Here is a 25142-nt window from a genome sequence, read left to right on the forward strand (position 1 = left end):
GTCAACCCAATGGGCCGCGCGCCGCCTCGTAGGCAGCGCCCACCCGGTAGAGCCGGTCGTCGGCAAGCGCCGGCGCCATGATCTGCAGCCCCACCGGCAAACCGTCGTCGGCCGAGAGTCCCGACGGCACCGACATCGCGGCCACACCGGCCAGGTTGACCGGCAACGTGCACAGGTCGAACAGGTACATGGCCAGCGGGTCGTCCACCTTCTCCCCGATCCGGAAGGCGGTGGTCGGGGTGGTCGGCGAGATCAACACGTCGACGCTCTCGAAGGCGGCGGCGAAATCGCGCGCGATGAGGGTGCGCACCTTCTGGGCCTGCCCGTAGTAGGCGTCGTAGTAGCCCGACGAGAGGGCGTAGGTGCCGATCATGATGCGCCGCTTGACCTCCGGGCCGAACCCGGCCTCGCGGGTCAGTGCCATCACCTCTTCGGCGCTGTGGGTGCCGTCGTCGCCCACCCGCATGCCGTAGCGCATCGCGTCGAACCGGGCGAGGTTGCTCGACACCTCCGACGGCAGGATCAGGTAGTAGGCGCCGAGGGCATAGCTGAAGTGCGGGCACGACACCTCCACCACCTCGGCGCCGCGTTCGGTGAGTGCGGCGACGGCGGCGTCGAAGGAAGCAAGCACGCCTGCTTGGTAGCCCTCACCCTGCAGTTCGGTGACCACACCCACCCGTACTCCGGCCAGATCCTGTTCGGCACCCGCGCGGGCCGCACCCACCACGTCGGGAACTGCCACATCGATCGACGTGGAGTCGCGCGGATCATGTCCGGCGATCACCGAGTGCAGCAGCGCGGTGTCGAGGACGGTGCGACCGCACGGCCCGCCCTGATCGAGTGACGACGCGCACGCCACCAGCCCGTAGCGCGAGACGGTCCCGTACGTGGGTTTGACGCCGACGGTGGCGGTGACCGCCGCGGGCTGGCGGATCGAGCCGCCGGTGTCGGTGCCGATCGCCAGGGGCGCCTGATACGAGGCCAGTGCCGCGGCGCTGCCGCCACCGGAGCCACCCGGGATGCGCGTGGTGTCCCAGGGGTTGCGGGTCACCTGGTAGGCGGAGTTCTCGGTGGAGCTGCCCATCGCGAACTCGTCCATATTCGTCTTGCCGAGGATGGGGATCCCCGCGGCGCGCAGGCGTTCGGTGACCGCGGCGTCGTACGGCGGCACCCATCCTTCGAGGATCTTCGACCCGCACGTGGTGGGCGCGTCGGTGGTGGTGAAGACGTCCTTGAGTGCCAGTGGCACACCGGTGAGCGGCGAGGTGGCCGTGCCGGCGGCGATCGCGTCGTCGGCAGCTTTGGCGGCCACCAGTGCCTCGGCGCTGCTGACGTGCAGGAATGCACCCAGGGTGTCGTCGATCTCGGCGATCCGGTCGAGGTGGGCGGTGGTGACCTCCACCGATGACAGTTCGCCCGACGCGATCTTTTCGCCCAGTTCGGCTGCGGTCAGTCCGGTGATCTCACCGGCCGTGCGGGTGGCGGGAGTCTGCTCGGTCACTGCTCCTCCCCCAGGATCTGCGGCACGGCGAAACGGTCCTGCTCGACGGCGGGCGCCCCCGACAGCGCCTGTTCGGTGGTCAGCCCGGGGACCACGAAGTCGGGTCGCAACACGTTCGCCAGCTGCGCCGGGTGCGCGGTGGGCGGCACATCGTCGGCGGCCACCTCGGAGACCTGCGCCACGTGGGTCAGGATCGAATCGAGTTGCTCCGCGTACAGGTCGAGTTCGGAGTCGCTCAGCGCGAGCCGCGACAGCCTGGCCAGATGCGCGACCTCGTCGCGCGAGATGGCCGCGCCGGATCCGTCAGACATCTTCAGATCACGTCCTTTCACTCCGGCGGCATTCGCGACGCCGGCAACCCCACCAAGCCTAGGCGACCACCCGGAGACGACGATCACCGACCGAGGTGCGGAAAACCGCCGCCTTCAGCCCAGCCAACGTTTGAGGCGCGCGGTGATCCAGGGCAACACGAAGTACACCATCAGTGGCGTGTTGATCAGCGTCGCGATCAGGGTCTTGAGCACCAGTGGAAGGTCGCCGAGGTGCGCGATGACCAGGAAGTTGATGGCCAGCGACATCGGAAAGAAGCCGAGCCAGATGGTGATCGCCTGCTTCCATCGGGGCGGCGGGGCACCCACCACGCGAACCGCGTTGGTGAGATTCGACTGGGGCTCGAACCATCCTTCGATGCCCGACAGACGATGGGTGGCGTACTCCACGGCCATGCCTTCTCCCCTGTCGAGCCATGCCCTGCGCACCGGCGACGAGTTCCAGTCGTCGAGCGACTTCTCGTCGGCGAATCGGTACACCACGTAGTACTCGTCGGGATGACGTGTGGAGCGTAGCCAGCCGCCACCGAGGAAGCCGGGAAACGTCCGCGCCAGTGCGATGCCCGCATCGGTCCAGGTGATGAAGTCATGTTCGCGCCCGGATTCGATCCGGCGCGCCACCGACGTCGTCACATGATCTGCGCCGGCCTCGGTTCCGTCGGGGGTCTCGGCCACCTGCACGAGTCTAGGGACGTCCGACGGTCACCGCCCGGTACGGACCGCCCGGTGCCACGAGTGGCTCCCCGCACCACCGGCGCCCCGAGCGGATCCGCTGCGCCGATGCGAGAATGTCGGTCGTGTCCTACCTGCTTCGGGTGTACCTCAAGGATCGGCCGGGCAGTCTCGGCCTGCTCGCGGCACAACTGGGCTCGGTGGGCGCCGACATTCTCTCTCTGGAAGTGGTCGAACGCGGCGACGGCTACGCCGTCGACGATCTCGTGGTGGACGTGGCCCCGGGTTCGCTGCCCGACGGGCTGATCACCGCCGCCGAACGCGTCAAGGGCGTTCGCGTCGATTCCATACGGCCGTATTCCGGGATGCTCGACACGCATCGGGAGTTGGAGCTGATCGATCAGGTGGCCACCGCCGAGCGTGATCGGTTGCAGATCCTGGTGGACAACGCCCCGCGCGTGTTGCGCGTCTCGTGGGCGATGGTGGTGGCCCGCGGTTCGCACGGGGTGCTGCAGTTGTTCGGCAGTTCCGGGGCGCCGGAGACTCCGCTGACCACCGCCGACTGGCTACCGCTCGACCATGCCGCGCAATTGGCTCCCGATGGGGCGTGGGTGCCCGCCGCCTGGCAGGAGATGGATACGAGGATGGCCGCGGCACCGCTCGGTGACGGGTCAAAAGCGGTGTTGCTGGGCCGAATCGGCGGTCCCGACTTCCGGCCGTCGGAAATCGCGAGGCTCGGCTATCTGACCGGCATCGTCAGCACCGTGCTGCGCAACGGGGAGTGACGGCGATGGTGTCGATCGATCTGGTTCACGGAGACATCACCCGTCAGGATGTGGACGCGATCGTCAATGCCGCCAACTCGTCCCTGCTCGGCGGCGGCGGTGTCGATGGCGCCATCCATCGCCGCGGCGGCCCGGCGATCCTGGCCGCCTGTCGCGAACTGCGGGCAACCCGGTTTCCCGACGGTCTGCCGACCGGACAGGCCGTCGCCACCACCGCAGGCGATCTGGCCGCCCGGTGGGTGATTCACACCGTCGGTCCGGTGTATTCGTCGCGCGCGGACCGAAGCGCACTGCTGGAGTCCTGCTACCGCGAATCACTGCGTGTCGCAAATGAACTCGGCGCCCGCTCGATCGCCTTCCCGGCCATCTCGACGGGCGTGTACGGATGGCCCATGGTCGACGGCGCCCGTCGCGCGGTGACCGCCGTGCGCGAGTCGGACACGCCGATCGACACAGTGCGTTTCGTGCTGTTCGACGACGTGGCCTTCGCGGCGTTCACCGATGCCCTGACCTGAATCCCGATGTGGGGCAACGCCTCAGTCCGGATTCTCCTCGGTCGCCTGCTCCTCCTCTGTCGCCGGGCCCTCGCCGGTCGCCAGCAGGTGTTTGAACGCGCCCTCGTCCAGGATGGGCACCCCGAGTTGTTCGGCCTTGGCCGCCTTGCTACCCGGCGAATCCCCCACCACCACGTAGTCGGTCTTCTTCGACACCGAGCCCGAGGCCTTGCCTCCCCGTTGCAGGATGGCTTCCTTCGCGCCGTCGCGGGAGAAGTCCTGCAACGATCCGGTCACCACCACGGTCTTGCCCTCCAGGGTCCGCGGAATCGACTCGTCACGCTCGTCCTCCATGGAAACACCTGCGGCACGCCACTTCTCGACGATCTCACGGTGCCAGTCGACGGCGAACCAGTCGTGGATGCTCTGCGCGAGCGTCTCGCCGAGACCCTCCACCTCGGCGAGTTGGTCGGTGCTCGCGTCCTCGATCGCCTGCAGGGAGCCGAATTCCGTTGCCAGCGAACGCGCGGCGGTGGGGCCGACGTGGCGGATCGACAACGCGACCAGCACGCGCCACAACGCGGCATCCTTGGCGTTCTCGAGGTTGGCGAGCAGCCGGGCGCCATTGGCGGAGAGCGCTCCGTTCTTGGTGGTGAACAGATCGGTGCGAAGCAGGTCGTCGGCGGTGAGCGAGAACAGATCACCCTCATTGGTGATCACACCGGAGGTGAGCAGGGCGGTGGCCGCCTCGTACCCGAGGGCCTCGATGTCGAAGGCGCCGCGCCCGGCGAGGTGAAAGAGCCGTTCGCGCAACTGCGCCGGGCAGGTCTCGGCGTTGGGACAGCGGATGTCGACGTCGCTGTCCTTTTCCGGTCGCAGCTCGGCGCCGCATTCGGGACAGTGCGTGGGCATGACAAAGGCTCGCTCACTGCCGTCACGCAGGTCCACCACCGGTCCGAGGACCTCCGGGATCACGTCACCGGCCTTGCGAATGGTGACGGTGTCGCCGATCAGCACGCCCTTGCGGCGAACCTCGGACTCGTTGTGCAAGGTGGCCCGCGACACCGTCGAACCCGCCACCAACACCGGCTTCATGAACGCGAACGGTGTCACCCGTCCGGTGCGTCCGACACCGACCTTGATGTCGAGGAGTTCGGTGGTGGCCTCCTCGGGCGGATACTTGTAGGCGATGGCCCAACGTGGTGCTCGGGAGGTGGAACCCAGTCGGCGTTGCCGGGCGAGGTCGTCGACCTTGACCACGATCCCGTCGATCTCGTGCTCCACGTCGTGGCGGTGCTCGCCCCAGTAGGCGATCTTGTCCAGGATGGCGTCGACGCCGTCGACCTTCTCCGTGTGCGTGGACACCGGCAGCCCCCACGCGCCGATCGCGAGGTAGGCCTCGTGCAGGGAGGTGGGACGCCATCCCTCGGTGTGCCCGATCCCGTGGCAGATCATGCGTAGCCTGCGGCGGGCGGTGATCTGCGGGTTCTTCTGCCGCAGCGATCCGGCCGCCGAGTTGCGGGGATTGGCGAACGGCGGCTTGCCGTCGGCCACCAGAGACGCGTTGAGTGCTTCGAAATCCTCCACCCGGAAGAACACTTCCCCGCGCACCTCGAGCACGTGGGGAAGCGGATACTTCTCGGTGCCGGTGAGTCGCTGCGGCACGTCTTCGATGGTGCGCGCGTTGAGCGTGACGTTCTCCCCGGTGCGTCCGTCACCGCGGGTCACGGCGTGGTCGAGCACGCCGTCGAGGTACACCAGGGCCAGCGCCACACCGTCGATCTTGAGTTCGCACAGGTACTCGGTGTCGGCGCCGACCTCGTCGGAGACCCGTGACACCCATGCCCGCATCTCGTCGGCGTCGAAGACGTTGTCCAGGGACAGCATCCGTTCGAGGTGGTCGACCGGCGTGAACGCCGTGGAAAACCCGCCGCCGACGAGTTTGGTGGGCGAATCGGGCGTCGCGAGTTCGGGGTGATCGTCCTCGAGTTGCTGTAGCCGGCGCAGCAGCTTGTCGAATTCGCCGTCGGTGATGATCGGGGCGTCTTTGACGTAGTAGCGGAACTGATGGTCGCGGATCTCCTCGGCCAGTTGCGACCACTGCTCGCGCAGATCGCCGCTCGGGTCCCTGGTGTCCCCGTCCTCTACCACGCCGTCCCCTGCCACGCCGTCCTCTGCCACGTCACGAGCCTATCGGAGGGGTCGGACATCATTGGCCGGTCACATAGCCTGGACGTCATGCCGCACCCCATCATGTTCGACGATTCCGACCCGCATCTGATCCGGGTGCGCGAGATCGCGCTGGCGCTGCCCGATGCCGTCGAGAAGGTGGCACACGGCAGGCCGACGTTCCGATGCGGAAAGATGTTCGGCAACTACGGGGGCAGCGTCAAGGCGTCCGGCGGCCACTGCTCCGTTCCCGCGTACCGATTTCCCTCCCGCGTAAGAGATCCGCTGCGCGGGAGGGAAATGACGCCGCGGGAAGGTGCCCCAGCGTCACAGCGCGTCGGGATCGGCGGCGAGCAACTCCCCCGCCCGCGCGCAGATACCGAGGGCGGTACGCGCCCACTTCGGCGGCGCACCGGCCAGGCCACACGACGGCGTGACCATCACGTTCTCGGACAAGACTTTTCGTTTCAGTCCGATCCGGTCGGTGATCCCGGCGAGCGCCGTCGCGACGGTCTCGGCGCGCGCCGTGCGGTCGACACGATCGGAAGCCACCACCCCCGCCACCAGGATGTCGCCGCGGTCGACCAGTGCACCGATACCGTCGAGTGTCTCCACGTCCATCGACGATGCGCCGGTGCGCACCGCGCGGTCGAGCACCACCGAATGGCCGACGCCGGGCAGCCGGGCGATCAGGTCCCAGCGCGGCGCGCCGCAGTTGTGCACGATGGTGGGACGACCGACGAGGTCGACAATGTGCCGCAACGATTCGGCGACGTCGGCCACCGGCACCGCGGCGATCGGATTCATCCGCGTCAACGGGGTGACGCTGCCGTCGATGACGGCGCCGACGAGCGGTTCGTCGAGTTGCACCACGACGTCGGCACCGAGGCGCCGCGTCACCTCGGCGACGTGCCCGATCACTCCTTCGGCGGTGGACTCCACGATGTCCGACAACGCACCACGATCACGGATTGCCTTGTGCCCGTTGGCCGTTTCGACCGTCGCGGCGAGGGTGAACGGGCCACACACCTGCACCTTGAACGCCCGCCCGGTGTTGATGAAACCCGCAGTGTCCCAGAGCTCTTCGACGGCATCGAGGTCGGCATGCAAGAAGTCGGCGGCGCGGCGCGAGGCATTCGACGGGCGAGCGGCCAGGCGATAGCCCCACGTGCCCGCATCCATCGGCATGTCGACGAGCAGGGTGGCCATCCGGCCGATCATGTCGGCGCCGATGCCGCGGGCGGGCAGTTCGGCCAGATGCGCCAGGTCGAGTTCACCGTTGACGACCGCGGCGGCCTCTGCGGCGTCGGTGCCGGGCATGGAACCGACACCGGTTCCCACGCCGACCGGCAGGGAGTTCACGCGCGTGCGACGGCGGCGTGCCGACTCGCGGCATCGGCCGAGGTGGTGCTGATACGCCCCGATCCCAGCACCAGGTCGCCGCGAAGCTCGTCGGGGAGATAGAGAACGGCGGCCTGTCCGCGGGCGACGCCGGTCAGCGGTTCGCGCAGCGCGATGTCGATCGCGGGTTCGCCGTCCATCTCCGTCGCGGTGGCGACGGCGGCCGCCAGTCCCCCGTGTGCGCGCACCTGCACCGTGCACTCGATCGGCTCGGTGGGCGTCACACCCGACGTCCATACGGCCCGTGTCGCGCGGATGTGCCACACCTGGAGATCCGCCGACGAGCCGACGGTGACGGTGCCCGATCCCGGGTCGATATCGGTGACGTACCGCGGTTTGCCGTCCGCGGCGGGGTTCTCCAGCCCCAGCCCCTTGCGCTGCCCGATGGTGAAACCGTGTACGCCGTCGTGATCGCCGAGGCGTTCCCCCGTCGTGGCGTCGACCAGTGCACCCGGCCGGATCCCGATGCGGGCGCCGAGAAATGCGCGCGTGTCGCCGGTGGGGATGAAGCAGATGTCGTGCGAATCGGGCTTGTCGGCCACCGACAGTCCGCGGCGGGCGGCCTCGGCGCGGATCTGCGGCTTGGGCGTATCACCCACCGGGAACATCGCCCGGGCGAGCTGCTCGCGGGTCAGTACTGCCAGCACATACGACTGGTCCTTGTCGGCGTCGACCGCGCGCCGCAACTCTCCGTCGGCCAGGCGCGCATAGTGTCCGGTGGCCAGCACGTCGAAGCCCAGCGCGACCGCCTTCTGCGCCAGCGCCGCGAACTTGATCTTCTCGTTGCAGGTCAGACACGGATTCGGGGTTTCGCCGGCGGCGTAGGCATCGACGAACTCGTCGATCACGTCGTCCTTGAATCGATCGGCGAAATCCCAGACGTAGAACGGGATACCGAGAACATCGGCGGCCCGGCGCGCGTCGTCGGCGTCCTCGCGCGAGCAGCAGCCACGTGAGCCGGTTCGCAGCGCCCCCGGCGCGGTCGACAGCGCCAGATGCACGCCGACCACTTCGTGACCGGCCTCGACCGCACGTGCGGCCGCGACGGCTGAATCCACACCTCCGCTCATTGCGGCGAGAACGCGCATCAGCGTGCCCTCCCCGCAGGGGCGGAAACCAGACCGGCCATGCGGGCACGGTCGACGATCTCGCCGATGACCTCGGCGACCGTGTCGATGTCGGATTCGGTGGTGGTGTGCGCCAGCGAAAATCGCAGTGACCCCCGCGCCGTGGCCACGTCGAGTCCCATCGCGAGCAGTACGTGGCTGGCCCGCGCGACGCCGGCGGTGCACGCCGAACCCGTCGAGCATTCCACGCCGTTGGCGTCGAGCAGCATGAGCAGCGAATCACCTTCGCATCCGGCGAAGGTGACATGCACGTTGCCCGGCAGACGGCGGTCGTCGCGCGGACCGTTGGCCGAGGCGCCCTCCACGGCCAGCAACGCGTCGAACAGCATCTCGCGCAGGTGTGACACCCGTGTGATGGTGGCGGGCAGTGTCGCGACCGCCCACCGCAGGGCGGCCGCCATGCCGGCCGCGCAGGGAACGTTCTGCGTCCCCGACCGCACGTCGCGTTCGTGCCCGCCCCCGTGCAGCAACGGCACGCAGGCGACGTCGCGGCGCAGCAGCAATGCACCCACTCCCAACGGGCCACCGAACTTATGCGCCGCCACACTCATCGCCGACAGCCCGCTGGCCGTGAAATCGACCGGAATGTGCCCGACCGCCTGCACCGCATCGGAATGGACGGGTACTCCGAACTCGGCGCCGAGCGCCGCGACCTCGGCGATCGGCTCGATGGTGCCGACTTCGTTGTTCGCCCACATCACCGAGATGAGTGCGGTGTTCTCGGCGTTGGACTCCAACTCGGCCCGCAGCGCGCTCAGCGACACCACACCGTCTGCGTCCACGGGCAGCACCACCAGTTCGGCGCCGTCGCAGTCGGCGAGCCATTGCGCCGGGTCGAGCACCGCGTGATGCTCGACGGCGGACACGATGATCCGACGCCGCCGATCGTCCTCGCCGCGGCGGGCCCAGAAGATCCCCTTGATGGCGAGATTGTCGGCTTCGGTGCCACCGCTGGTGAAGATCACCTCCGAGGGCCGCGCCGACAGCGACGCCGCGATGGATTCGCGCGCCTCCTCGAGTAGACGGCGCGAACGGCGTCCCGAACCGTGCAGCGACGACGCATTCCCCGGCTGAGCCGAGGCAGAGATCATCGCCTCGACGGCCTCCGGCAGCAGCGCTGTGGTGGCGGCATTGTCGAGGTAGACGGGTTCACGGGCGGTTGCGGACATACGACTGCAAGGATAAACGTGTCGCGACCGCTGACAAATTCCCGCAATCTGCTCGTTGAGCGCAATGAGGTCGAGCGCAGTGGGGTCGAGCGGCTGCGTGCGCGCCTCACCGCATCACCTGCCCGGCCCGCAACACTCCCGCCGGATCGTATTGCTGCGCGAGTGCCGACAACCAGGCCGCGGTGTCGTCGTCGTAACAGCTGCGGATCATGGCGGGGTCGGTGCCGGCGGTGAAGTTCGGGAGCCGGCCACCGGCGGCCCAGGGAGCCATGTCGGCGACCAGACGTGCCGTGGCTTCGGGCACCATTGCGGCGATGGGCGGCGCCAGGATGCCCACGGCGTGCAGGTTGATGGCCGCGTCGCGGTGACAGAACGCGCTGGTGACCGCCGGCGGGTCCGCGTAGGCCCCGCCGAGGAGCCGCAGCTCGACGACGAGCAGGGGCGACATCACCTCGGGGCCGACGTTGCGCAGCAGTGCCGCGGCGGCGTCGTCGGGCAATCCCGACAGCAGCAGCCCGCCCTCGTAGGCCGGTGCAGGGTGCACGGGATCGGCGTGGATGGCGCCGATCGCCGCGTAGGGCATCACGCCCACCGCGTCGAGGATGGGCGCCGCGACGGCGCGGATCGGTGCGAACGCCTGCGCGGCGGAGTCGGGGGCGGCGACGCTGGCGTACCGGACGGCAACCGTGAGTCGTCCGGCGAGCACCGGCGGCACACCGGGCATGTCGGGCAATCGCAGCAATGCCAGCGAGGTGGACGCCTCCCGGGGCAGATCGGTGGTCCAGCGCTGCCAGGCCGCAAGCACCTCCGGAGCGTCGGCGCCGTCGAAATACACTGCACCACCATAGAATTCGGTGATCGGAAGCAGGTCGATCACCGCGTCAGTGATGATGCCGAGAGTGGCCTTGCCTCCACGCAGCCCCCAGAAGAGTTCCGGATTCTCTTCCGGCGCAGCATGTTTGATCTCACCGTTACCGGTCACCACACCGAAGGACCGCACGCGATCGGACGATACCCCGAATGTGCGGACGAACGGACCGATGCCGCCGCCGCTGAGAAATCCGACGGCACTCACCCCGGGCGCCGATCCGCACAGCGGGGCCAGGCCGTGGGCGGCGGCCTGCTCGATGACCGTCTGCCACGGCACACCCGCACCCACCCGGGCGGTGCGCGTCGCGGGGTCCACCACACATTCGTCGAGTGCGTTGGTGCGCACCAGGATCGACCGGTCGTCGACGGGTGTCCCGCCGTGGCCGGTGGCGAAAACCGTGACGGTCATCGCGTTGGCCGCCGCGAATGCCACAACGGCGGCGATGTCGGCGGCGTCGGCGACGTCGACCACCGCCCACGGTGTGCGCGGCACCGCCACGTTGAATCCGGGACTTGGGTAATCGGGATCGCCCGGGCGGTGCACGGCACCCCGAACCTCGCTTCGCAGTCGGGTGATGGCGGCCTGGTCGGTGTCGGACGCTGTGGACATGAAATTCTCCTTCGCACTCGTTGCGACCGATTGATCGCTCCGCCAGAGTGCGCCGGGGTCATTGCACCACGCTTGGAAGGTGCTTGGACCCTTGTCGTCCTACCGTTGGTATACGGATTCGGTGTGCGGGGTTCAGCGATCCGGGGGTTCAGCGATCCGACGTCTGTGCCGACAGCCGCACCTGCACCGCGGAGTCGGCGAGCTGCTGCATACCGAGCGAGCGGGCGCGGAACTCTATCTCGGCCAGCGCTGCCGAACGCGCCTCCGACGGGGCCTGCCTGCGGAGGCCGAGCAGCCGGCAGCGCAACATCGAGGGCACTCCACGGCCGGTGCGCGCGATGTCGTGCGCAGTGCGCAGTGCCTCGTATCCGCGGTCGTCGTCGCCGATGAGGTAGTGCAGTTCGGCGAGCGCGAGTGCGACCGGACCGACACAGCCGACCTGTCCGAGCGTCGCGATGTGGTCGGCGAACGGGGTCAGGTGATCGATGAAGGTCGGCGCGTATTCCACCATGCGGAGTTCGGCGACGACGTGGGCCAGCAGCACCGCCTGGCACAGCGACGTCCACACCATGGGCCGGTCATCGTCGAGCCACACCGTGATCATCGTCCGCGCCAACTCTCGGTCGCCCGCGGAACCGGCGATCCGCGCGATCCCGGCAGCAACCAGCAGCGCGATCTGGTCGTGGGTGAACTCCTCGCTGCTGCGGCGCGCCCAGTCGAGGGGGTCGGGTCCTCCCGCACCCGCCAGGTCGTCGAGCATGCCGCGTTCACAGGCCATCGCCATCATCGCCAGCCAATTGCTGCCTGCCACGTACAACTCGGTCTGCTCGTGCACCGTGACGGCCGTGTCGAAGTGCTGCCTGGCCAGCGAGAAATCCCCCCGCCAGGAGGCCAGGGACATCTCCATCCAGCGCAACTGCGCGCGCAGGATCGGCAATCGCAGGTATTCGCTTCCCGCGATCGCCCGTCGGACCAGGGTCTCGGTGGTGTCGACGTCGCCCAGCGTCATCGTCGCCATCGTGAGGATGGTGTCGACGACCACCGAATCGACATCGGCATCCGGATATGTCAACGACCGCAACCGCTCGGCCCACTCGAGAGAGGCGTCGGCGTAGTCGGCCACGCCGGAGTAGGTGATCAGGCGCGCGAGGATCACATCGGCCAGCACCGCATCGTCGTCGAGTCCGGCGACCAGCGCGTCCGCTCGCGCCAGCAAGCGAGCCGGAACGGCCGTGTCGCGGTGATAGCAGTGCCCGATCGCGGCGGCAGCGCAGACTCGCGCGAGACTTGCCGGGTCCTCCAACGCGGCATCGGCGGCCCCGGTCAGCGCGGCCAGCAGACTCTCGTCGGCCACGTGGGGGCCGATCCACGGCCAGGCGCCTCCCGCGCGGATCAGACTGCTCGCCAGCAGTCCCAGCGTGCCGTGCGCACCGGCCCGAATACATTCGTAGAGTCGCGTTTCGACCGTCTCGAGAACCATCCGCACCTGACCGGCGCGGGCCCGCGCGGCCAGCAGTGCGATCAGCAGATCGTCGCGCTCGGCGATGGTCGACGCGGTGACCCCGGCGGATTCGTAGGTGCGCAGCGCAGCGTCGAGCCAGTACGACGCGCTTTCCGAATCCCACTGTGTGGTGGCCTCATCCGCTGCCGCCCGGCAGGCTGCGACCACTTCGGCGGCCTCGGCCACCGGACGCGCCTCGAGCAGGTGCGCCGCCCGGCGCGAGATCGCGTCGGCACCGTCGGCACTCGCAAAGATCTCCGCACAGCGCAGATGAATTCGACACCGGCGCAACGGGCGAATCGTCGACAGAGCCTCGTCCCGTAACAGGGCGTGCGCGAAACGCGTCTGCCCACCGGTGTGGGTGGCCATCAGGATTCGCTCGTCGACGGCCTCGTCGAGACAGTCCGCGATCTCGGCAACGTCACGACCCATCACCGTGGCAAGCAGATTGACGTCGATCTCGGTGCCGAGAACAGCCGCGTGACCCACCACCTCGAGCACTGCGGGATCGAGTGAGAGCAGTCGACGGTCGAGCACCGACCGCACCGCGGCCGGAACCATCTCACGACGCCGTTCATCGGGCGGGAGGCGCGCGAATTCGGTGACGAAGAGCGGGTTTCCGCCGGTGCGCCGGGTGAGCGTGGCCGCATCCGCATCGGCGAGCGTGTCGCCTGCCACGGCCCGGACGAGTTCGGCCACCTCGGTGTCGTCGAGCTGAGGAACCGCGATCAACATCCCGCCTGCGCGCGACACCGCCGTGCGCAGCCGCTGTGCGTCGGCTCCCCCTTCACCGTCCCGTACGGTCACCACCATCTGCAGCGGGGTGTCGCGCAGGACCGTGGTGAGGTACGCCAGCAGGCCCAGGGTCATCGCGTCCGCCCAGTGCACGTCCTCGACGATCACCGTCACCGTTTGTGGCGGAACAGATTCCAGCAGAGCTTGGACTCGCTCGTACACGGCGAAACGCGCGGTGTCGGCGTCGGCCCCGGCGGGCACCGACAACACATCGGCCGGGTCCACACCCAGTCCCCGGCACAGCTGCCGCAACGGCCACCACGCCGGGACACCGTCGGCGTCGGGACAACGCACCCAGACCACCGAGTGGCCGGCACGCTCCGCTCGGTGCGCGACCTCCTCGGCCAGTCGTGTCTTGCCGATTCCGGCGGGACCACTGAGCAGCAGCCACCGCGTTGCCGGCGAACCGTCGAAAAGTGTCGAGATCCGATCGATCTGGGCGTCGCGTCCCACCAGGGGGATCTCGCTCATGTCCGCGCCATCGGTCACCGCGGACGACGACACGGGCACCGAAGCAGGCGGATCGGTGACCTCGGCAGGGGCCGCCACGGATTCGGCGCCGGACCAGTGCGGCGCACGCGGCCACGCCGCGATGACCGGATCGTGGCGGAGGATCGCACCCTGCAACTCGACGAGTTCGGCGCCCGGGCGCAGACCCAACTCGGCGTCGAGGGTGCGCGCGTGCCGTGAGTACACGTCGAGCGCATCGGTGGCCCGCCCGGCCCGGTACAGGGCCACCATGTGCAACCAGACTCCCCTGTCGCGCAACGGGTCCCGGGCCCGCAGACCGACGATGCCACTCAGCGCACCGCCGGTGTCCCCGGCGGCGAGCAGCGCGGTGATGTGCGTGTCCTGCACGGCGAGCCGGGCTTCGTCGAGGGCAGCGGATTCGGCCACGATCCACGGGACTTCGGCGCCGGCCTCCGCGAGAAGCTCACCACGCCACAGCCCACGCGCCGATTCGGCTTCGGTGAGGGCATCGGTCCAGCGGTCCTCGTGCCTGGCCGCCCGTGCGGCGGCGACGTGTCCGCCGAACTCGATGAGGTCGAGACGGTCGTCGCCGAGCTCGAGACGGTAGCCGGTGGCGACCCGCTGGATCGGGGAACTCTCACCCCGGTCCGAACGCAGCGACCGCCGCAGGTTCGAGATGTAGGCCTGCAGGCTGGTGACGGCGGCTGCCGGGGGTTCGTCTCCCCACACCGTGTCGATCAATCGGTCGGTGGACACCACCGCACCGCGGGCGAGAAGCAGTGCACCCAGCACCGTCCGCTGTTTGGGAGACCCCAGATCGACCGGACGCCCGTCGTGACGCACCTCGAGCGGACCGAGCACCAGATACTCGCGCACGGATGCCTCCTGCCTGCCCGGATTGTCTGTTTGATCCCGGCCAGAGTGTACGTCGCCGACGGCCGCGAGGATGCTCAGTGCGTCCTCTCATCGACCAAACGGGGCGGGGTCGCGGCAGGCAGGTCGATGCCCCCGTATGAATCGCCCCCGTACGAATCGCCCCCGTATGAATCGCCCCCGGTGCTCGCGCGGGCCGAGCGCATCGCCGCGACCACGACGAGGGCGCCTGCGGCCGCGACTGCGCAGGAGATCCACAGCGCTACCCGCAAGGAGTCGACGAATGCGGCGGGCGAACCGCCGGTCAGCACGGACTGGGCGGGGAACACCGCTCCGAGGGCTGCCACTCCCAACGCGATTCCCGACTGCCGGAAGACGTCGTTGATACCTGCGGCAAGCCCGGAATCGTCGTGGTGGCTTTCGGCGAGCACCACCCCGCTCATGACCGGATTGAAGACGCCCGCGCCGACACAGGCCACAAGGAAGCCGGGCACCATCACCCATCCACTGCTGTGCAGACCGCCGATCGTCATCCACGCCAGCCCACCGGCAACGCCCACCAGTGCCGTCGCCAACAGCACCCAGGGCGCCACCCTGCCGAGGAGTTTGTCGGTGAGTCCGGCGACCACGAGCATCACCATGGTTCCCGGCAGGTAGACGAGGCCGGCCTCGATCGCGGTGAGTCCCAGCACTCCCTGCAGGTAGATGGTCACGTACACGAACACGGCGAACATCGACGCCGAGATCGCGAAGGTGGCCAGCTGGGCGCCGGCGAACGCCGGGTTGCGCAGCATTCCCAACGGCAGCATCGGCTCTGGGACAACACTTTCGATCACCACGAAGGCGCTGATCGCGACCGCGGCCACTGCGAAGGCAGCCAGTGTGACGGAATCCGCCCAACCGCGGGAGTTGGCCTCGAAGAACCCGTAGGTGAGTGCGCCGAGACCGGCGATCACCGCCACCTGCCCCCACCAGTCGCCGTGGCGCGGGGCGCTGCTCCGGGATTCGTCCACCCAACGGGCTCCGAGGACCATCAGCACACCCACGGGGATGTTGACGACGAAGATCGCCCGCCAGTCGAACACCTCGGTCAGCACACCACCGAGCAACGGTCCCACCGCGAACGATGCGCCGATCGTCGCCCCGTACGCCGCCAGCGACGTGGTGCGCTCGGTCCGCCCGGGAAAAGCGTTGGCCAGCAACGCCAACGACGAGGCGAACATCAGGGAGGCACCGAGTCCCTGCACCACGCGGGACACGTTGAGCAGCGCCATCGTCGGGGCGGCCGCGCACGCAGCCGAGGCGAGCGTGAACACCACGACACCCGCCACGAACACACGACGCCGGCCGATCCGGTCGGCCCATGCGCCGGCGCTGAGCACGACTGTGGCCAGTGCGAGGGTGTATCCGTCGACGACCCACTTGAGCGGGGTGATGTCGGCGCGGAACTCTCGGGCGATGGCCGGCAGCGCAGTGTTGACCACCGCGATGTCGAGCATGAGCATCGCTGTCGCAGCACACACCACTGCCAAGGTGATGCGTTGTGTCCGTGAGAAGGCCGGGCTCTTACGTCCCAAGTGCGGGCTCGTGTCCGCCATGTCTCCACCTTTGTTCGATCCGATTCGGTGAAGTCAGGGTGGGCCGAGGGCCTTGGAGGTCGCTTGCGGACTGCTTGGTCGCGCCCTCCGGAGTGTGACGTCGGGGGTGGTGTCGCGTGTGTGATGTCAGGGGTGCGGCAGCGGGCCGCCGACGAGGTCGGCGCAGCGGCGGGCCAGTTCGCGACGGTCGTCACCGGGAAGCTGGGATTCATGGATCCGCACGCGCATGGTGAGTCCACGCATCCGCAGCACCCGACGCATGGTGTCGGCGGGCGAATCGTCGCCGATGAACCCCGGCGCTGCAGTGATCGCACCGTCGACGCTGAATTCGAGGTGCATCGGGATCACCGGCACCCCGGCATTGATGGCTGCCTGGAAGAAGGCCGGACGGAACTCGCCGCGGGCGCGCCCGCACCATGTGGTGCCCTCGGGGAAGACCGCGACCGACGAATCGGATTCCAGGTCGTCGACCACCCGATCGACGGTGTCGGGCAGGGTGCGCAGCGAGCAGCGGTCCACCGGGATGATGCCCAGCCGTCGCGCGACGGTGGAGATCACCGGCATCGCCATCACCTCGGATTTGGCGACGAAATGCGCCGGATTGACCACGGCAATCGCCAGAATGTCCAGGTAGGACACGTGATTGGCCACCACCAGTCCTCGGGTCGACGCCGCGAAGGGGCGGCGATCATCGATCACTACCCGCACTCCGAGGGCACGCAGCACGGCCCGCGACGACCGGCGCAGATAGGCGCGGCGGACCAGACGGGGCAGCGGCATCACGAGCACGCCGCTCACCAGGAGACCGACGAGGATGACGACCAGCCGGGTGACGCGGGCAACCACCCGCATTACACCGACCACGTCGCACCGGTCGGCGCCCAGGCAGGGGGTCCCGCAGGGGCTCGTGGGATACCACGCGTGGGGCGTGTCCGCGACGGGCATGGGATGAGAAGGCCGCAGCGGTGTCGGAACGAGATGGTGTGCGAAAGTGGGGAATTCGGATGTGTCCGGGATGGTCGGCGCCGCTGTGGTCATCGGTCCCTCATTCTCCGGCGTCGGTCAGTCGTGCGCAGGTGGCACGGAGTCGTTCCAGGTATCGGGAGTTGCCGTTCTGCCGATCGAGGACGGTGACGAAATCACCGACGTCGAAGATCTCGTCGATCGCCGGGTCGCCACACACCCGTGCGCCCAGGCGCAGATACGCACGCATCAACGGCGGCACCCCGGCGGTGTCGGGAGGGTCGATGCGGTCGAGCGGTTGCCCGTCGATGGTCGGAGGTGTCAATGGGTGCGCCCGCCACTGCGCCAGGTGCCGATCGCGGAGGAGGTCACGGGCACCGCGCAGCGCCGCGCCGCGCACCCGGCCGTCGATGTCGGGGCCACCCACGGGCACCGAGACGCTTCCCATCAGGTACCGGTAGTCGTTGTGCTCCAGATAGGCGAGCAGCGCCGCCCACAGCAGCGCGGTGATCGAACCGTGGCGATGTCCGGTGGCGACGGCGGCGCGTCCCATCTCCACGGTCGCCGCGCCGATGGAGTCGAGTTCGCCGAGGTCGAAGGCGCCTGCGGTGTACCAGCCGCCGGCGGCGATGGCCCGCGGCGGCGGTAGCAGTCGGGCGCACCCGATGATCCCGGCATCGTCGTGCACCGCGATCAGATGCTCGGCGTACTCGTCGAAGCGGTCGGCGTCGCGGCCGGTGTCCGCATCACCGATGGAGTCGGAGAAGCCCGGCTCGGCGGCGAAGACGTCGAAACGCAGCCGCTGCACCGCGTCGATGTGGTCGGGGTCCTCGGTGAGCAGGATGCGTGTGGCCCCGGCGGCGAGCAATGTGCGCGGTCGGGTAGTGGCCGCGCCCGGCAATCCGGTCATGCCCCCGATGAAATCCAGGTTCAACGACCCCGCGGGAACGGCCGCGTGACGTGTCGGTGCGCGACGGGTGAACTCGCCGCGAGCAACCCCCGAAACGACGTGACCCCCGGCACGGGCCGGGGGTCACGGGGTGGTTTCGACAAGCTCAACCAGCGGAGGGCGCTCAACCAGCGGAGGGCGCTCAACCAGCGGAGGGCGCTCAACCAGCGGAGGGCGCTCACCCAGCGGAGGGCGCTCAACCAGCGGAGAGACGCTCAACCAGCGGAGGTGCCGCTCACTTGCGCTTCTTGACCTCTTCGGTCAGCTGCGGCGCGACGTTGAACAGGTCGCCCACCACACCGAAATCGGAGATCTCGAAGATCGGTGCCTCTTCATCCTTGTTGACGGCGACGATGGTCTTCGAGGTCTGCATGCCGGCGCGGTGCTGGATCGCACCGGAGATGCCGAGTGCGACGTAGAGCTGCGGCGACACGGTCTTGCCGGTCTGGCCCACCTGGAACTGACCCGGGTAGTAGCCGGAGTCGACCGCGGCACGCGATGCGCCCACAGCGGCACCGAGCGAATCCGCGAGTTCCTCGACCACGGAGAACTTCTCCGCGCTGCCCACACCGCGACCACCGGACACGACGATCGTGGCTTCGGTGAGCTCCGGCCGGTCGCCACCGACGTTCGGCTCCACCTTGGTGATCTTGACCGCGTTCTCGGGGGCGGCGGGAACCTCGATGTCCACCCGCTCACCGGCGCCGGCCTGAGGCTCTGCCTCGACGCCGCCCGGACGGATGGAGAAGACCGGGGTGTCGCCCTTGGCCTGCGCCTCGACGGTGAATGCGCCACCGAAGATCGAGTGCACGCCCACGGCGCCCTCCTTGACGTCGATCACGTCGGCGAGTACGCCCGAACCCAGGCGTACGGCCAACCGGCCCGCGATCTCCTTGCCGTCGGCGTTGGCCGCCACGAGGATGCCCGCGGGTGCCGCCTGCTCGGCGATCGCCGACAACACGTCGATCTTGGGGCTGAGGAGATAGCTTGCGGCGTCGTCGGATTCGGCGACGTAGATCTTCTCGGCGCCCGCGGCTTTGAGGTCGTCGATGATGCCGTCGGCCGAGCCGGGGGCACCGACCACGACGGCCGCCGGGGTGCCCAGTGCACGGGCGGCGGTGATGAGTTCGTTGGTCACCTTCTTCAGGGCGCCTTCGGCGTCCTGTTCGACCAGCACGAGTGCTTCTGCCATTGTTCTTCGCTCCTGATGTCTTTCGATGCCCGCGGCCCATCGGGGCGGCCGCCGAGCGGGGTGGTGGTCTGCTCGAGAGGGGTCAGATGATCTTCTGGCCCACCAGGTACTCGGCGACCTTCACGCCGCCGTCGCCCTCGTCGGTGACACGCTCACCCGCGGTCTTGGGCGGCTTGGGGGTGGAGCTGGTCACCGCGGTTCCGGCGTTCTCCAGGCCCACGTCGGTGGGCTCGACGTCGATCTCGGCGAGGGTGACCACCTGAACTTCCTTCTTCTTGGCGGCCATGATGCCCTTGAAGGAGGGGAAGCGGGGCTCGTTGATCTTCTCGTTGACGCTGACGATGGCCGGCAGGTCCGCCTCGATGTGGTAGATGCCGTCATCGGTCTCGCGCTCGCCGGTGAGGTGATCGCCCTCCACGGTGAGCTTGCGCAGGTGCGTGAGATGCGGGAGTTCGAGGTACTCGGCGATCATCGCGGGCACCGCGCCGACGCGGCCGTCGGTGGCCTCGTTGCCTGCGATCACCAGTTCGACACCCTCGACGGTGCCGAGCGCACGTGCCAGCACGTAGGCGGTCTGGACGGAATCGGAGCCGTGGAGCAGGTCGTCCTGGATGTGGATGGCCTTGTCGGCGCCCATCGACAGCGCCTTGCGGATGGCCTCGGTCGCGCGGGCCGGACCAGCGGTGAGGATGGTGACCTCGCCTCCGTTGGCCTCCTTGATCTGGAGCGCCTCCTCGACGGCGCGCTCGTTGATCTCGTCGAGCACCGCGTCGGCGGCTTCACGGTCCAGGGTGAAATCCGAGTCGGAGAGCTTACGCTCGGACCAGGTGTCCGGAACCTGCTTGATCAGAACGACAATGTTTGTCATGGGTCTTCGTCGACCTCCTGCGTCGGGTTCGGCAACTTACCGGCGGGTAAGGCCATCGGTCTACCCCACTTTAGCGTTTCCTATTTGGCCGTAACACATCGCCTACCTCACAGTATGGCGATCAGGGCGCAGGGGCGGGCACCGACAAAGAGTGACAACCGTACACCGAACTCCCACCGAGCCCGGTGCCATCGCGTCTGCGGGTACTACTGTCGTGGGGATGACCGACACACAGGGGGCACCGACACCGGTCGCCGAGCCGATACGCGGTGTGGCCGACCTCGGGACCGACGAGCAACTCGCGCTGACCGGTGAGCGCACCGTTCCCGGGATCCCGGCAGAGAACTACTGGTTCCGTCGCCACGAGATCGCCTACGCCGCCGTCGCCGATGAGTGCGCGGGGCGTCGCGTGCTGGAGGCCGGATCGGGCGAGGGGTACGGTGCGGCGATGCTCGGCGCCGCGGGGGCACACGTGACCTGCGTCGATTACGACCCGAGCGCGGTGGAACACACGCGTCGTCGCTATCCCGGACTCACCGTGGTGCAGGCCAACCTTGTCGACCTGCCGCTGCCCGACGGGTCGGTCGACGTCGTCGTGAACTTCCAGGTGATCGAACACCTCTGGGATCAGGCGCGGTTCGTCGACGAGTGTTTCCGGGTGCTGAGCCCCGGCGGCCGGCTGATGATGTCCACACCGAACCGGATCACCTTCTCACCGGGCCGCACCACTCCGCTCAATCCGTTCCACACCCGTGAACTCGACGCCACCGAACTGTCCGACCTGATCACCGCGGGCGGATTCACCGTCGAGCGGATGTCGGGGGTGTACCACGGCCCGCGCCTGCAGACACTCGACGAGAAGTGGGGCGGATCGCTCATCGACGCGCAGATCGAACGCGCGCTTGCCGGTGAGGACTGGCCCACCGAGCTGGTCGCCGACGTGGCGGCCATCGCCGCCGAGGATTTCGTCATCGTCGAGGCGGGTGACGGCGTCGACATCGACGACTCGCTCGACCTGATCGCCGTTGCGGTCCGACCCGCAAACACCGTATGCCCCTGACACACCGCGTGACGAGTACCGGCACCGCAGCACCGGGCACCGACGTTCCCGGCCAGTTCACCCTGGTGCTGCATTCGCATCTGCCGTGGTTGGCCAATCACGGACGGTGGCCGGTCGGCGAGGAGTGGCTCTATCAGTCGTGGGCCGGGTCCTACCTGCCGGTCGTCGACATGCTCCGCCGCCTGGGGCGCGACGGTTTCACCGATCAGGTGTCGCTGGGCATCACCCCGGTGCTGGCGGCTCAGCTCGACGACCCTCACTGCATCGAGTCGATGTACTCCTGGCTCGCCGACTGGCAACTGCGCGCCGTCGAGGCCGCCGGCTCGTCCGATGCGACGCGGCGCGACCTGGCGACCCTCGAGTTCCGCAATGCCTGCTCGGCCCGGGGACTGTTCGAGCGGCACTGGCGCCACGGCGGTGCGCCGGTGATCCGTGGACTGATCGATTCCGGTGTGATCGACCTGCTCGGTGGTCCGTTGGCCCACCCGTTTGCGCCGCTGCTCGACCCGCGGTTGCGTCGTTTCTCGCTGACCGAGGGACTCGCCGACGCGGACCTGCGCTGGGCGGCACGTCCAGCCGGCATCTGGGCTCCGGAATGTGCGTTCGCACCCGGCATGGAAACCGAGTACGCCGAGGCCGGTGTGGCCCGTTTCATGGTCGACGGTCCCGCGCTGCACGGCGACACCGCCCTGGGCCGACCGGTGGGTGACTCCGACGTCATCGCCTTCGGCCGGGATCTGGCGGTGAGTTACCGCGTCTGGTCGCCCAAGTCCGGCTATCCGGGGCACCCTGCCTACCGCGATTTCCACACCTACGACCATGCCACCGGACTCAAACTGTCCCGCGTGACCGGGAAAACCGTTGCTGCACAGGATAAGAAGCCCTACGACCCGGCACTTGTCGATGCGGTCATCGATCGACAGGCCGACGACTTCGTCGGCCATGTCCGCGAGCGGCTGATCGCCGAGTCCGATCGCCTGGGCAGGCCTGCGCTCGTGGTGGCCGCCTTCGACACCGAACTGTTCGGCCACTGGTGGCACGAGGGTCCGCGGTGGCTGGAACGTGTGCTGCGGACGCTACCCGAGGCCGGGATCCGCGTGGGCACGCTGCGCAGCGCCGCAGCCGACGGATTCGTCGGCGAGCCGGTGCACCTGGCGCCGTGCTCATGGGGATCGGGCAAGGACTGGCGGGTGTGGAACGGACCCGACGTCGACCACCTCGTTCGGCTCAACGCGGAAGTCACCGAGTCCGCACTCGACGCGGTCGACAAGCTCATCGACACCGACACGACACGCAATCGGGTGGCCGATCAGATCGTGCGGGAAACCCTGCTCACGGTGTCGTCGGACTGGCCGTTCATGGTGTCCAAGGACACCGCCGCCGACTATGCGATCCGCCGCGCCCACACCCACGCGCACGCCACGCGCGAGATTGCCGACGCGGCGATGCGTGGCCGCACCGCACAGGCGACGACGCTGGCCGATGGCTGGAACCGCGCCGATGGACTCTTCGCCGATCTCGACGCCCGCCGGCTCCGCATCGGACGCCACCGGTGAAGATTCTTCTGGTCTCCTGGGAGTACCCACCGGTGGTGGTGGGCGGTCTCGGGCGACACCTCGGCCACCTCGCCATCGAGCTGGCCGCGCTCGGCCACGACGTGGTGGTGCTCACCCGCCGGCCGTCGGGCACCGATGCCGGTAGTCACCCGACATCCGACACCCGGGTCGACGGGGTGCGGGTGATCGCGGTCGCCGAGGATCCACCCGAGTTCGAGTTCGGCCGCGACATGATGGCGTGGACCTTGGCCATGGGCCACTCATTTGTGCGCGCCGCATTGAGAATCCTTGCCGCGGAGACGGATTCGCGGTGGACACCGGACGTGGTGCACGCGCACGACTGGCTCGTCGCCCACCCCGCCATCACACTGGCCGAGGTGTTCGACGTTCCGCTGGTGTCGACGATTCATGCCACGGAGGCGGGCCGGCACAGCGGCTGGGTGAGCGGCCGCATCAACCGGCAGGTGCATTCGGTGGAATGGTGGCTGGCCAACGACTCCGATGCGCTCATCACCTGTTCGGCGTCGATGCGTGACGAGGTGACGCGGCTGTTCGGTCCGGCGATCCCCGAGGTGACGGTGATCCACAACGGAATCGATCTGCGGGCCTGGCCATTCGCCGATCGGGCCGACGCCACGCCGGGCACCGAACTGCTGTTCGCCGGCCGTCTGGAGTACGAGAAGGGTCTGCAGGATCTGCTCGCCGCGCTGCCCCGCATCCGCCGCACCCACCCGGGCACCGTGCTGACCGTGGCGGGCACCGGCACCCAACTCGAGTGGCTGCGCGAGACGGCGCGACGGCACCGCGTGTCGCGGGCCGTGCAGTTCCTGGGCGCTGTCGATCACGAGGGGCTGGTGGCGCTGATGCATCGGTGCGCCGCGATCGTGTTGCCGTCACGATACGAACCGTTCGGGATCGTCGCATTGGAGGCCGCGGCCACCGGCGCACCCCTGGTGGTGTCGACGGCCGGCGGTCTCGGTGAGGCCGTCTCGGCGCCGCTGACCGGACTGACCTTTCCCCCCGGAGACGTCGCCGCCCTGGCCGCAGCCGTGCGCACCACACTCTCGGACCCGGCGCAGGCCGCCGCACGGGCGCGCCGGGCCCGGCAGCGTTTGACCGAGGACTTCTCCTGGCGCGAGGTGGCCGAGCGCACGGCGGGTGTCTACCTGGCCGCCAAACGGGGCGTCCGGCACCCGTTGGCAAGACCGATCATCGACGAACGGCCGTTGCCCGAGCGCGACCTGGGGTAGCCGGACTGCACGCGCCGCCGAGGTCGCTCAGGCCTCGCCGCGCGCCGCTTCGGCCTTCTTGCGTTCGATGTCGGCCAGCGCACGTTCGAGTTCGGCACGTTCGGCCGCGTTGGCCGCCCAGGCGTCCTTGCGGTTCTTCACCACGCGAGCCGGGGCGCCGACGGCGATCGAGTAGTCGGGAACCTCCCCCTTGACCACCGCATGCGCGCCGAGCACGCAACCCCGGCCGACGATGGTGTTACGCAGGATCGACACCTTGGTGGCCACCCAGGTGTCCGAGCCGATCCGCACCGGCCCCTTGACGATGCCCTGGTCCTTGATGGGCATGGTGATGTCGTCCATCTTGTGGTCGAAGTCGCAGATGTAGCACCAGTCAGCAACCAGCACCGACCCGCCGATCTCCAGGTCGAGGTAGGAGTTCACCACGTTGTTGCAGCCGAACACGGTCTTGTCGCCGATCCGCAGACTGCCCTCGTGGCAGCGGATGGAGTTGCCGTCACCGATGTGCACCCAGCGGCCGATCTCCATACGACTCATCTCGGGTGTCGCGTGGATCTCGACGTTGCGTCCCAGAAACAGCATGCCGCGCAGCACGATGTGCGGATTGGCGGCCCGGAAACGGGCCAGGCGCACGTACCGGACCAGGTACCACGGCGTGTAGGCGCGGTTACGCAACACCCAGCGCAGTGACTCCATCGTGAGGAAGCGCACCTGCTGGGGATCGCGGCGGCGACCGGCTCGCCAGCGGGACCGGTAGGAGGCGTTCCACATCGTGGTCATGACGACACACCCTAATCCACCGGTTCACCCCGCCGATCTCCCGGCGCGGTGGATGGCACACGATAGGCTCTACTGCTGGCGTCCCGGCGCACTTGCCGAGGACCGACGGACATCATCAACAGCGACGGACAACGGGAGCACGATGACGCGAGTGGGCGG

At 68.7% G+C, this 25142-nt stretch carries 20 protein-coding genes and 1 pseudogene; 6 read left to right on the forward strand and 15 right to left on the reverse strand.

The window, feature by feature from the left end:
- Position 1: 1 nt before the first annotated feature.
- The 3 genes from gatA to ACWDTD_RS00590 form a co-directional block, all read right to left on the reverse strand.
- Positions 2–1501 carry an Asp-tRNA(Asn)/Glu-tRNA(Gln) amidotransferase subunit GatA gene (gene gatA, locus ACWDTD_RS00580; RefSeq protein ID WP_449745116.1) on the reverse strand — a complete coding sequence of 500 codons (1500 nt, stop codon included), beginning with the start codon at positions 1499–1501 and terminating at the stop codon, positions 2–4.
- A complete protein-coding gene (gene gatC, locus ACWDTD_RS00585) occupies positions 1498–1812 on the reverse strand; it encodes an Asp-tRNA(Asn)/Glu-tRNA(Gln) amidotransferase subunit GatC (RefSeq protein WP_449745117.1) in 315 nt (104 codons plus the stop codon). The genes gatA and gatC overlap by 4 nt, the downstream gene beginning before the upstream one ends.
- A gap of 114 nt (positions 1813–1926) precedes the next feature.
- Positions 1927–2505: an antibiotic biosynthesis monooxygenase gene (locus ACWDTD_RS00590; protein WP_449745118.1), complete on the reverse strand. Its 579-nt coding sequence runs from the start codon at positions 2503–2505 to the stop codon at positions 1927–1929.
- 113 nt (positions 2506–2618) lie between these two features.
- On the opposite strand from ACWDTD_RS00590, the gene ACWDTD_RS00595 reads away from it, so the two are divergent.
- Positions 2619–3287 (forward strand): amino acid-binding protein, encoded by a 669-nt coding sequence (locus ACWDTD_RS00595; RefSeq protein ID WP_449745119.1) that lies wholly within the window; start codon positions 2619–2621, stop codon positions 3285–3287.
- Positions 3288–3292: 5 nt separating this feature from the next.
- Complete coding sequence (locus tag ACWDTD_RS00600) at positions 3293–3802, forward strand: O-acetyl-ADP-ribose deacetylase (RefSeq protein ID WP_449745120.1); 510 nt, start codon at positions 3293–3295, stop codon at positions 3800–3802.
- 21 nt (positions 3803–3823) lie between these two features.
- Here ACWDTD_RS00600 and ligA read toward each other — a convergent pair whose 3' ends face one another.
- Positions 3824–5962 carry an NAD-dependent DNA ligase LigA gene (gene ligA / locus ACWDTD_RS00605; protein WP_449745121.1) on the reverse strand — a complete coding sequence of 713 codons (2139 nt, stop codon included), beginning with the start codon at positions 5960–5962 and terminating at the stop codon, positions 3824–3826.
- A 57-nt stretch (positions 5963–6019) separates the two neighbouring features.
- Here ligA and ACWDTD_RS00610 point away from each other — a divergent pair.
- A pseudogene (locus ACWDTD_RS00610) lies at positions 6020–6181 on the forward strand (MmcQ/YjbR family DNA-binding protein); the annotation flags it as partial.
- A gap of 96 nt (positions 6182–6277) precedes the next feature.
- On the opposite strand, the gene ACWDTD_RS00615 reads toward ACWDTD_RS00610, so the two are convergent.
- The 10 genes from ACWDTD_RS00615 to ACWDTD_RS00660 form a co-directional block, all read right to left on the reverse strand.
- A complete protein-coding gene (locus tag ACWDTD_RS00615; RefSeq protein ID WP_449745122.1) occupies positions 6278–7312 on the reverse strand; it encodes a vitamin-B12 independent methionine synthase in 1035 nt (344 codons plus the stop codon).
- On the reverse strand, positions 7309–8439 hold the full coding sequence (gene mnmA / locus ACWDTD_RS00620; protein ID WP_449745123.1) for a tRNA 2-thiouridine(34) synthase MnmA: 1131 nt from the start codon (positions 8437–8439) through the stop codon (positions 7309–7311). Before mnmA ends, ACWDTD_RS00615 begins: the two co-directional genes overlap by 4 nt.
- A complete protein-coding gene (locus ACWDTD_RS00625) occupies positions 8439–9647 on the reverse strand; it encodes a cysteine desulfurase family protein (RefSeq protein WP_449745124.1) in 1209 nt (402 codons plus the stop codon). Before ACWDTD_RS00625 ends, mnmA begins: the two co-directional genes overlap by 1 nt.
- 106 nt (positions 9648–9753) lie before the next feature.
- Positions 9754–11127, reverse strand: coding sequence for an FAD-binding oxidoreductase (locus ACWDTD_RS00630; RefSeq protein ID WP_449745125.1), 1374 nt, complete (start codon positions 11125–11127; stop codon positions 9754–9756).
- A 148-nt stretch (positions 11128–11275) separates the two neighbouring features.
- Positions 11276–14770 (reverse strand): BTAD domain-containing putative transcriptional regulator, encoded by a 3495-nt coding sequence (locus ACWDTD_RS00635; protein ID WP_449745126.1) that lies wholly within the window; start codon positions 14768–14770, stop codon positions 11276–11278.
- A gap of 74 nt (positions 14771–14844) precedes the next feature.
- On the reverse strand, positions 14845–16365 hold the full coding sequence (locus tag ACWDTD_RS00640) for an MFS transporter (RefSeq protein ID WP_449745127.1): 1521 nt from the start codon (positions 16363–16365) through the stop codon (positions 14845–14847).
- Between the two features lie 126 nt (positions 16366–16491).
- The gene (locus tag ACWDTD_RS00645; RefSeq protein ID WP_449745128.1) at positions 16492–17403 is read right to left on the reverse strand and encodes a lysophospholipid acyltransferase family protein; all 912 of its coding nucleotides are present in this window, start codon (positions 17401–17403) and stop codon (positions 16492–16494) included.
- Positions 17404–17410: 7 nt separating this feature from the next.
- Positions 17411–18238 (reverse strand): GNAT family N-acetyltransferase, encoded by an 828-nt coding sequence (locus ACWDTD_RS00650; RefSeq protein WP_449745129.1) that lies wholly within the window; start codon positions 18236–18238, stop codon positions 17411–17413.
- A 274-nt stretch (positions 18239–18512) separates the two neighbouring features.
- Positions 18513–19469: an electron transfer flavoprotein subunit alpha/FixB family protein gene (locus ACWDTD_RS00655; protein WP_449745130.1), complete on the reverse strand. Its 957-nt coding sequence runs from the start codon at positions 19467–19469 to the stop codon at positions 18513–18515.
- An 82-nt stretch (positions 19470–19551) separates the two neighbouring features.
- Complete coding sequence (locus ACWDTD_RS00660; protein WP_449745131.1) at positions 19552–20337, reverse strand: electron transfer flavoprotein subunit beta/FixA family protein; 786 nt, start codon at positions 20335–20337, stop codon at positions 19552–19554.
- Positions 20338–20557: 220 nt separating this feature from the next.
- Here ACWDTD_RS00660 and ACWDTD_RS00665 point away from each other — a divergent pair, with 220 nt between their 5' ends.
- The 3 genes from ACWDTD_RS00665 to ACWDTD_RS00675 are packed head-to-tail and all read left to right on the forward strand — an operon-like array spanning position 20558 to position 24203.
- Positions 20558–21397 (forward strand): class I SAM-dependent methyltransferase, encoded by an 840-nt coding sequence (locus tag ACWDTD_RS00665; RefSeq protein WP_449745132.1) that lies wholly within the window; start codon positions 20558–20560, stop codon positions 21395–21397.
- On the forward strand, positions 21388–22953 hold the full coding sequence (locus ACWDTD_RS00670) for a 1,4-alpha-glucan branching protein domain-containing protein (RefSeq protein WP_449745133.1): 1566 nt from the start codon (positions 21388–21390) through the stop codon (positions 22951–22953). The genes ACWDTD_RS00665 and ACWDTD_RS00670 overlap by 10 nt, the downstream gene beginning before the upstream one ends.
- On the forward strand, positions 22950–24203 hold the full coding sequence (locus tag ACWDTD_RS00675; RefSeq protein ID WP_449745134.1) for a glycosyltransferase family 4 protein: 1254 nt from the start codon (positions 22950–22952) through the stop codon (positions 24201–24203). Before ACWDTD_RS00670 ends, ACWDTD_RS00675 begins: the two co-directional genes overlap by 4 nt.
- Positions 24204–24230: 27 nt before the next feature.
- Here ACWDTD_RS00675 and ACWDTD_RS00680 read toward each other — a convergent pair whose 3' ends face one another.
- Positions 24231–24983 (reverse strand): acyltransferase, encoded by a 753-nt coding sequence (locus ACWDTD_RS00680; protein WP_449745135.1) that lies wholly within the window; start codon positions 24981–24983, stop codon positions 24231–24233.
- Between the last annotated feature and the right edge of the window lie 159 nt (positions 24984–25142).

This window comes from Gordonia sp. NPDC003425, from assembly GCF_053588635.1.

What these genes read in the sequence shown, in the direction of transcription:
- gatC (WP_449745117.1), bottom strand. Translation starts at nt 1,812, where the DNA reads ATGTCTGACGGATCCGGCGCGGCCATCTCGCGCGACGAGGTCGCGCAT.
- ACWDTD_RS00595 (WP_449745119.1), top strand. Translation starts at nt 2,619, where the DNA reads ATGTCGGTCGTGTCCTACCTGCTTCGGGTGTACCTCAAGGATCGGCCG.
- ACWDTD_RS00600 (WP_449745120.1), top strand. Translation starts at nt 3,293, where the DNA reads ATGGTGTCGATCGATCTGGTTCACGGAGACATCACCCGTCAGGATGTG.
- mnmA (WP_449745123.1), bottom strand. Translation starts at nt 8,439, where the DNA reads ATGCGCGTTCTCGCCGCAATGAGCGGAGGTGTGGATTCAGCCGTCGCG.
- ACWDTD_RS00625 (WP_449745124.1), bottom strand. Translation starts at nt 9,647, where the DNA reads ATGTCCGCAACCGCCCGTGAACCCGTCTACCTCGACAATGCCGCCACC.
- ACWDTD_RS00630 (WP_449745125.1), bottom strand. Translation starts at nt 11,127, where the DNA reads ATGTCCACAGCGTCCGACACCGACCAGGCCGCCATCACCCGACTGCGA.
- ACWDTD_RS00640 (WP_449745127.1), bottom strand. Translation starts at nt 16,365, where the DNA reads ATGGCGGACACGAGCCCGCACTTGGGACGTAAGAGCCCGGCCTTCTCA.
- ACWDTD_RS00645 (WP_449745128.1), bottom strand. Translation starts at nt 17,403, where the DNA reads ATGACCACAGCGGCGCCGACCATCCCGGACACATCCGAATTCCCCACT.
- ACWDTD_RS00650 (WP_449745129.1), bottom strand. Translation starts at nt 18,238, where the DNA reads ATGACCGGATTGCCGGGCGCGGCCACTACCCGACCGCGCACATTGCTC.
- ACWDTD_RS00655 (WP_449745130.1), bottom strand. Translation starts at nt 19,469, where the DNA reads ATGGCAGAAGCACTCGTGCTGGTCGAACAGGACGCCGAAGGCGCCCTG.
- ACWDTD_RS00660 (WP_449745131.1), bottom strand. Translation starts at nt 20,337, where the DNA reads ATGACAAACATTGTCGTTCTGATCAAGCAGGTTCCGGACACCTGGTCC.
- ACWDTD_RS00665 (WP_449745132.1), top strand. Translation starts at nt 20,558, where the DNA reads ATGACCGACACACAGGGGGCACCGACACCGGTCGCCGAGCCGATACGC.
- ACWDTD_RS00670 (WP_449745133.1), top strand. Translation starts at nt 21,388, where the DNA reads ATGCCCCTGACACACCGCGTGACGAGTACCGGCACCGCAGCACCGGGC.
- ACWDTD_RS00680 (WP_449745135.1), bottom strand. Translation starts at nt 24,983, where the DNA reads ATGACCACGATGTGGAACGCCTCCTACCGGTCCCGCTGGCGAGCCGGT.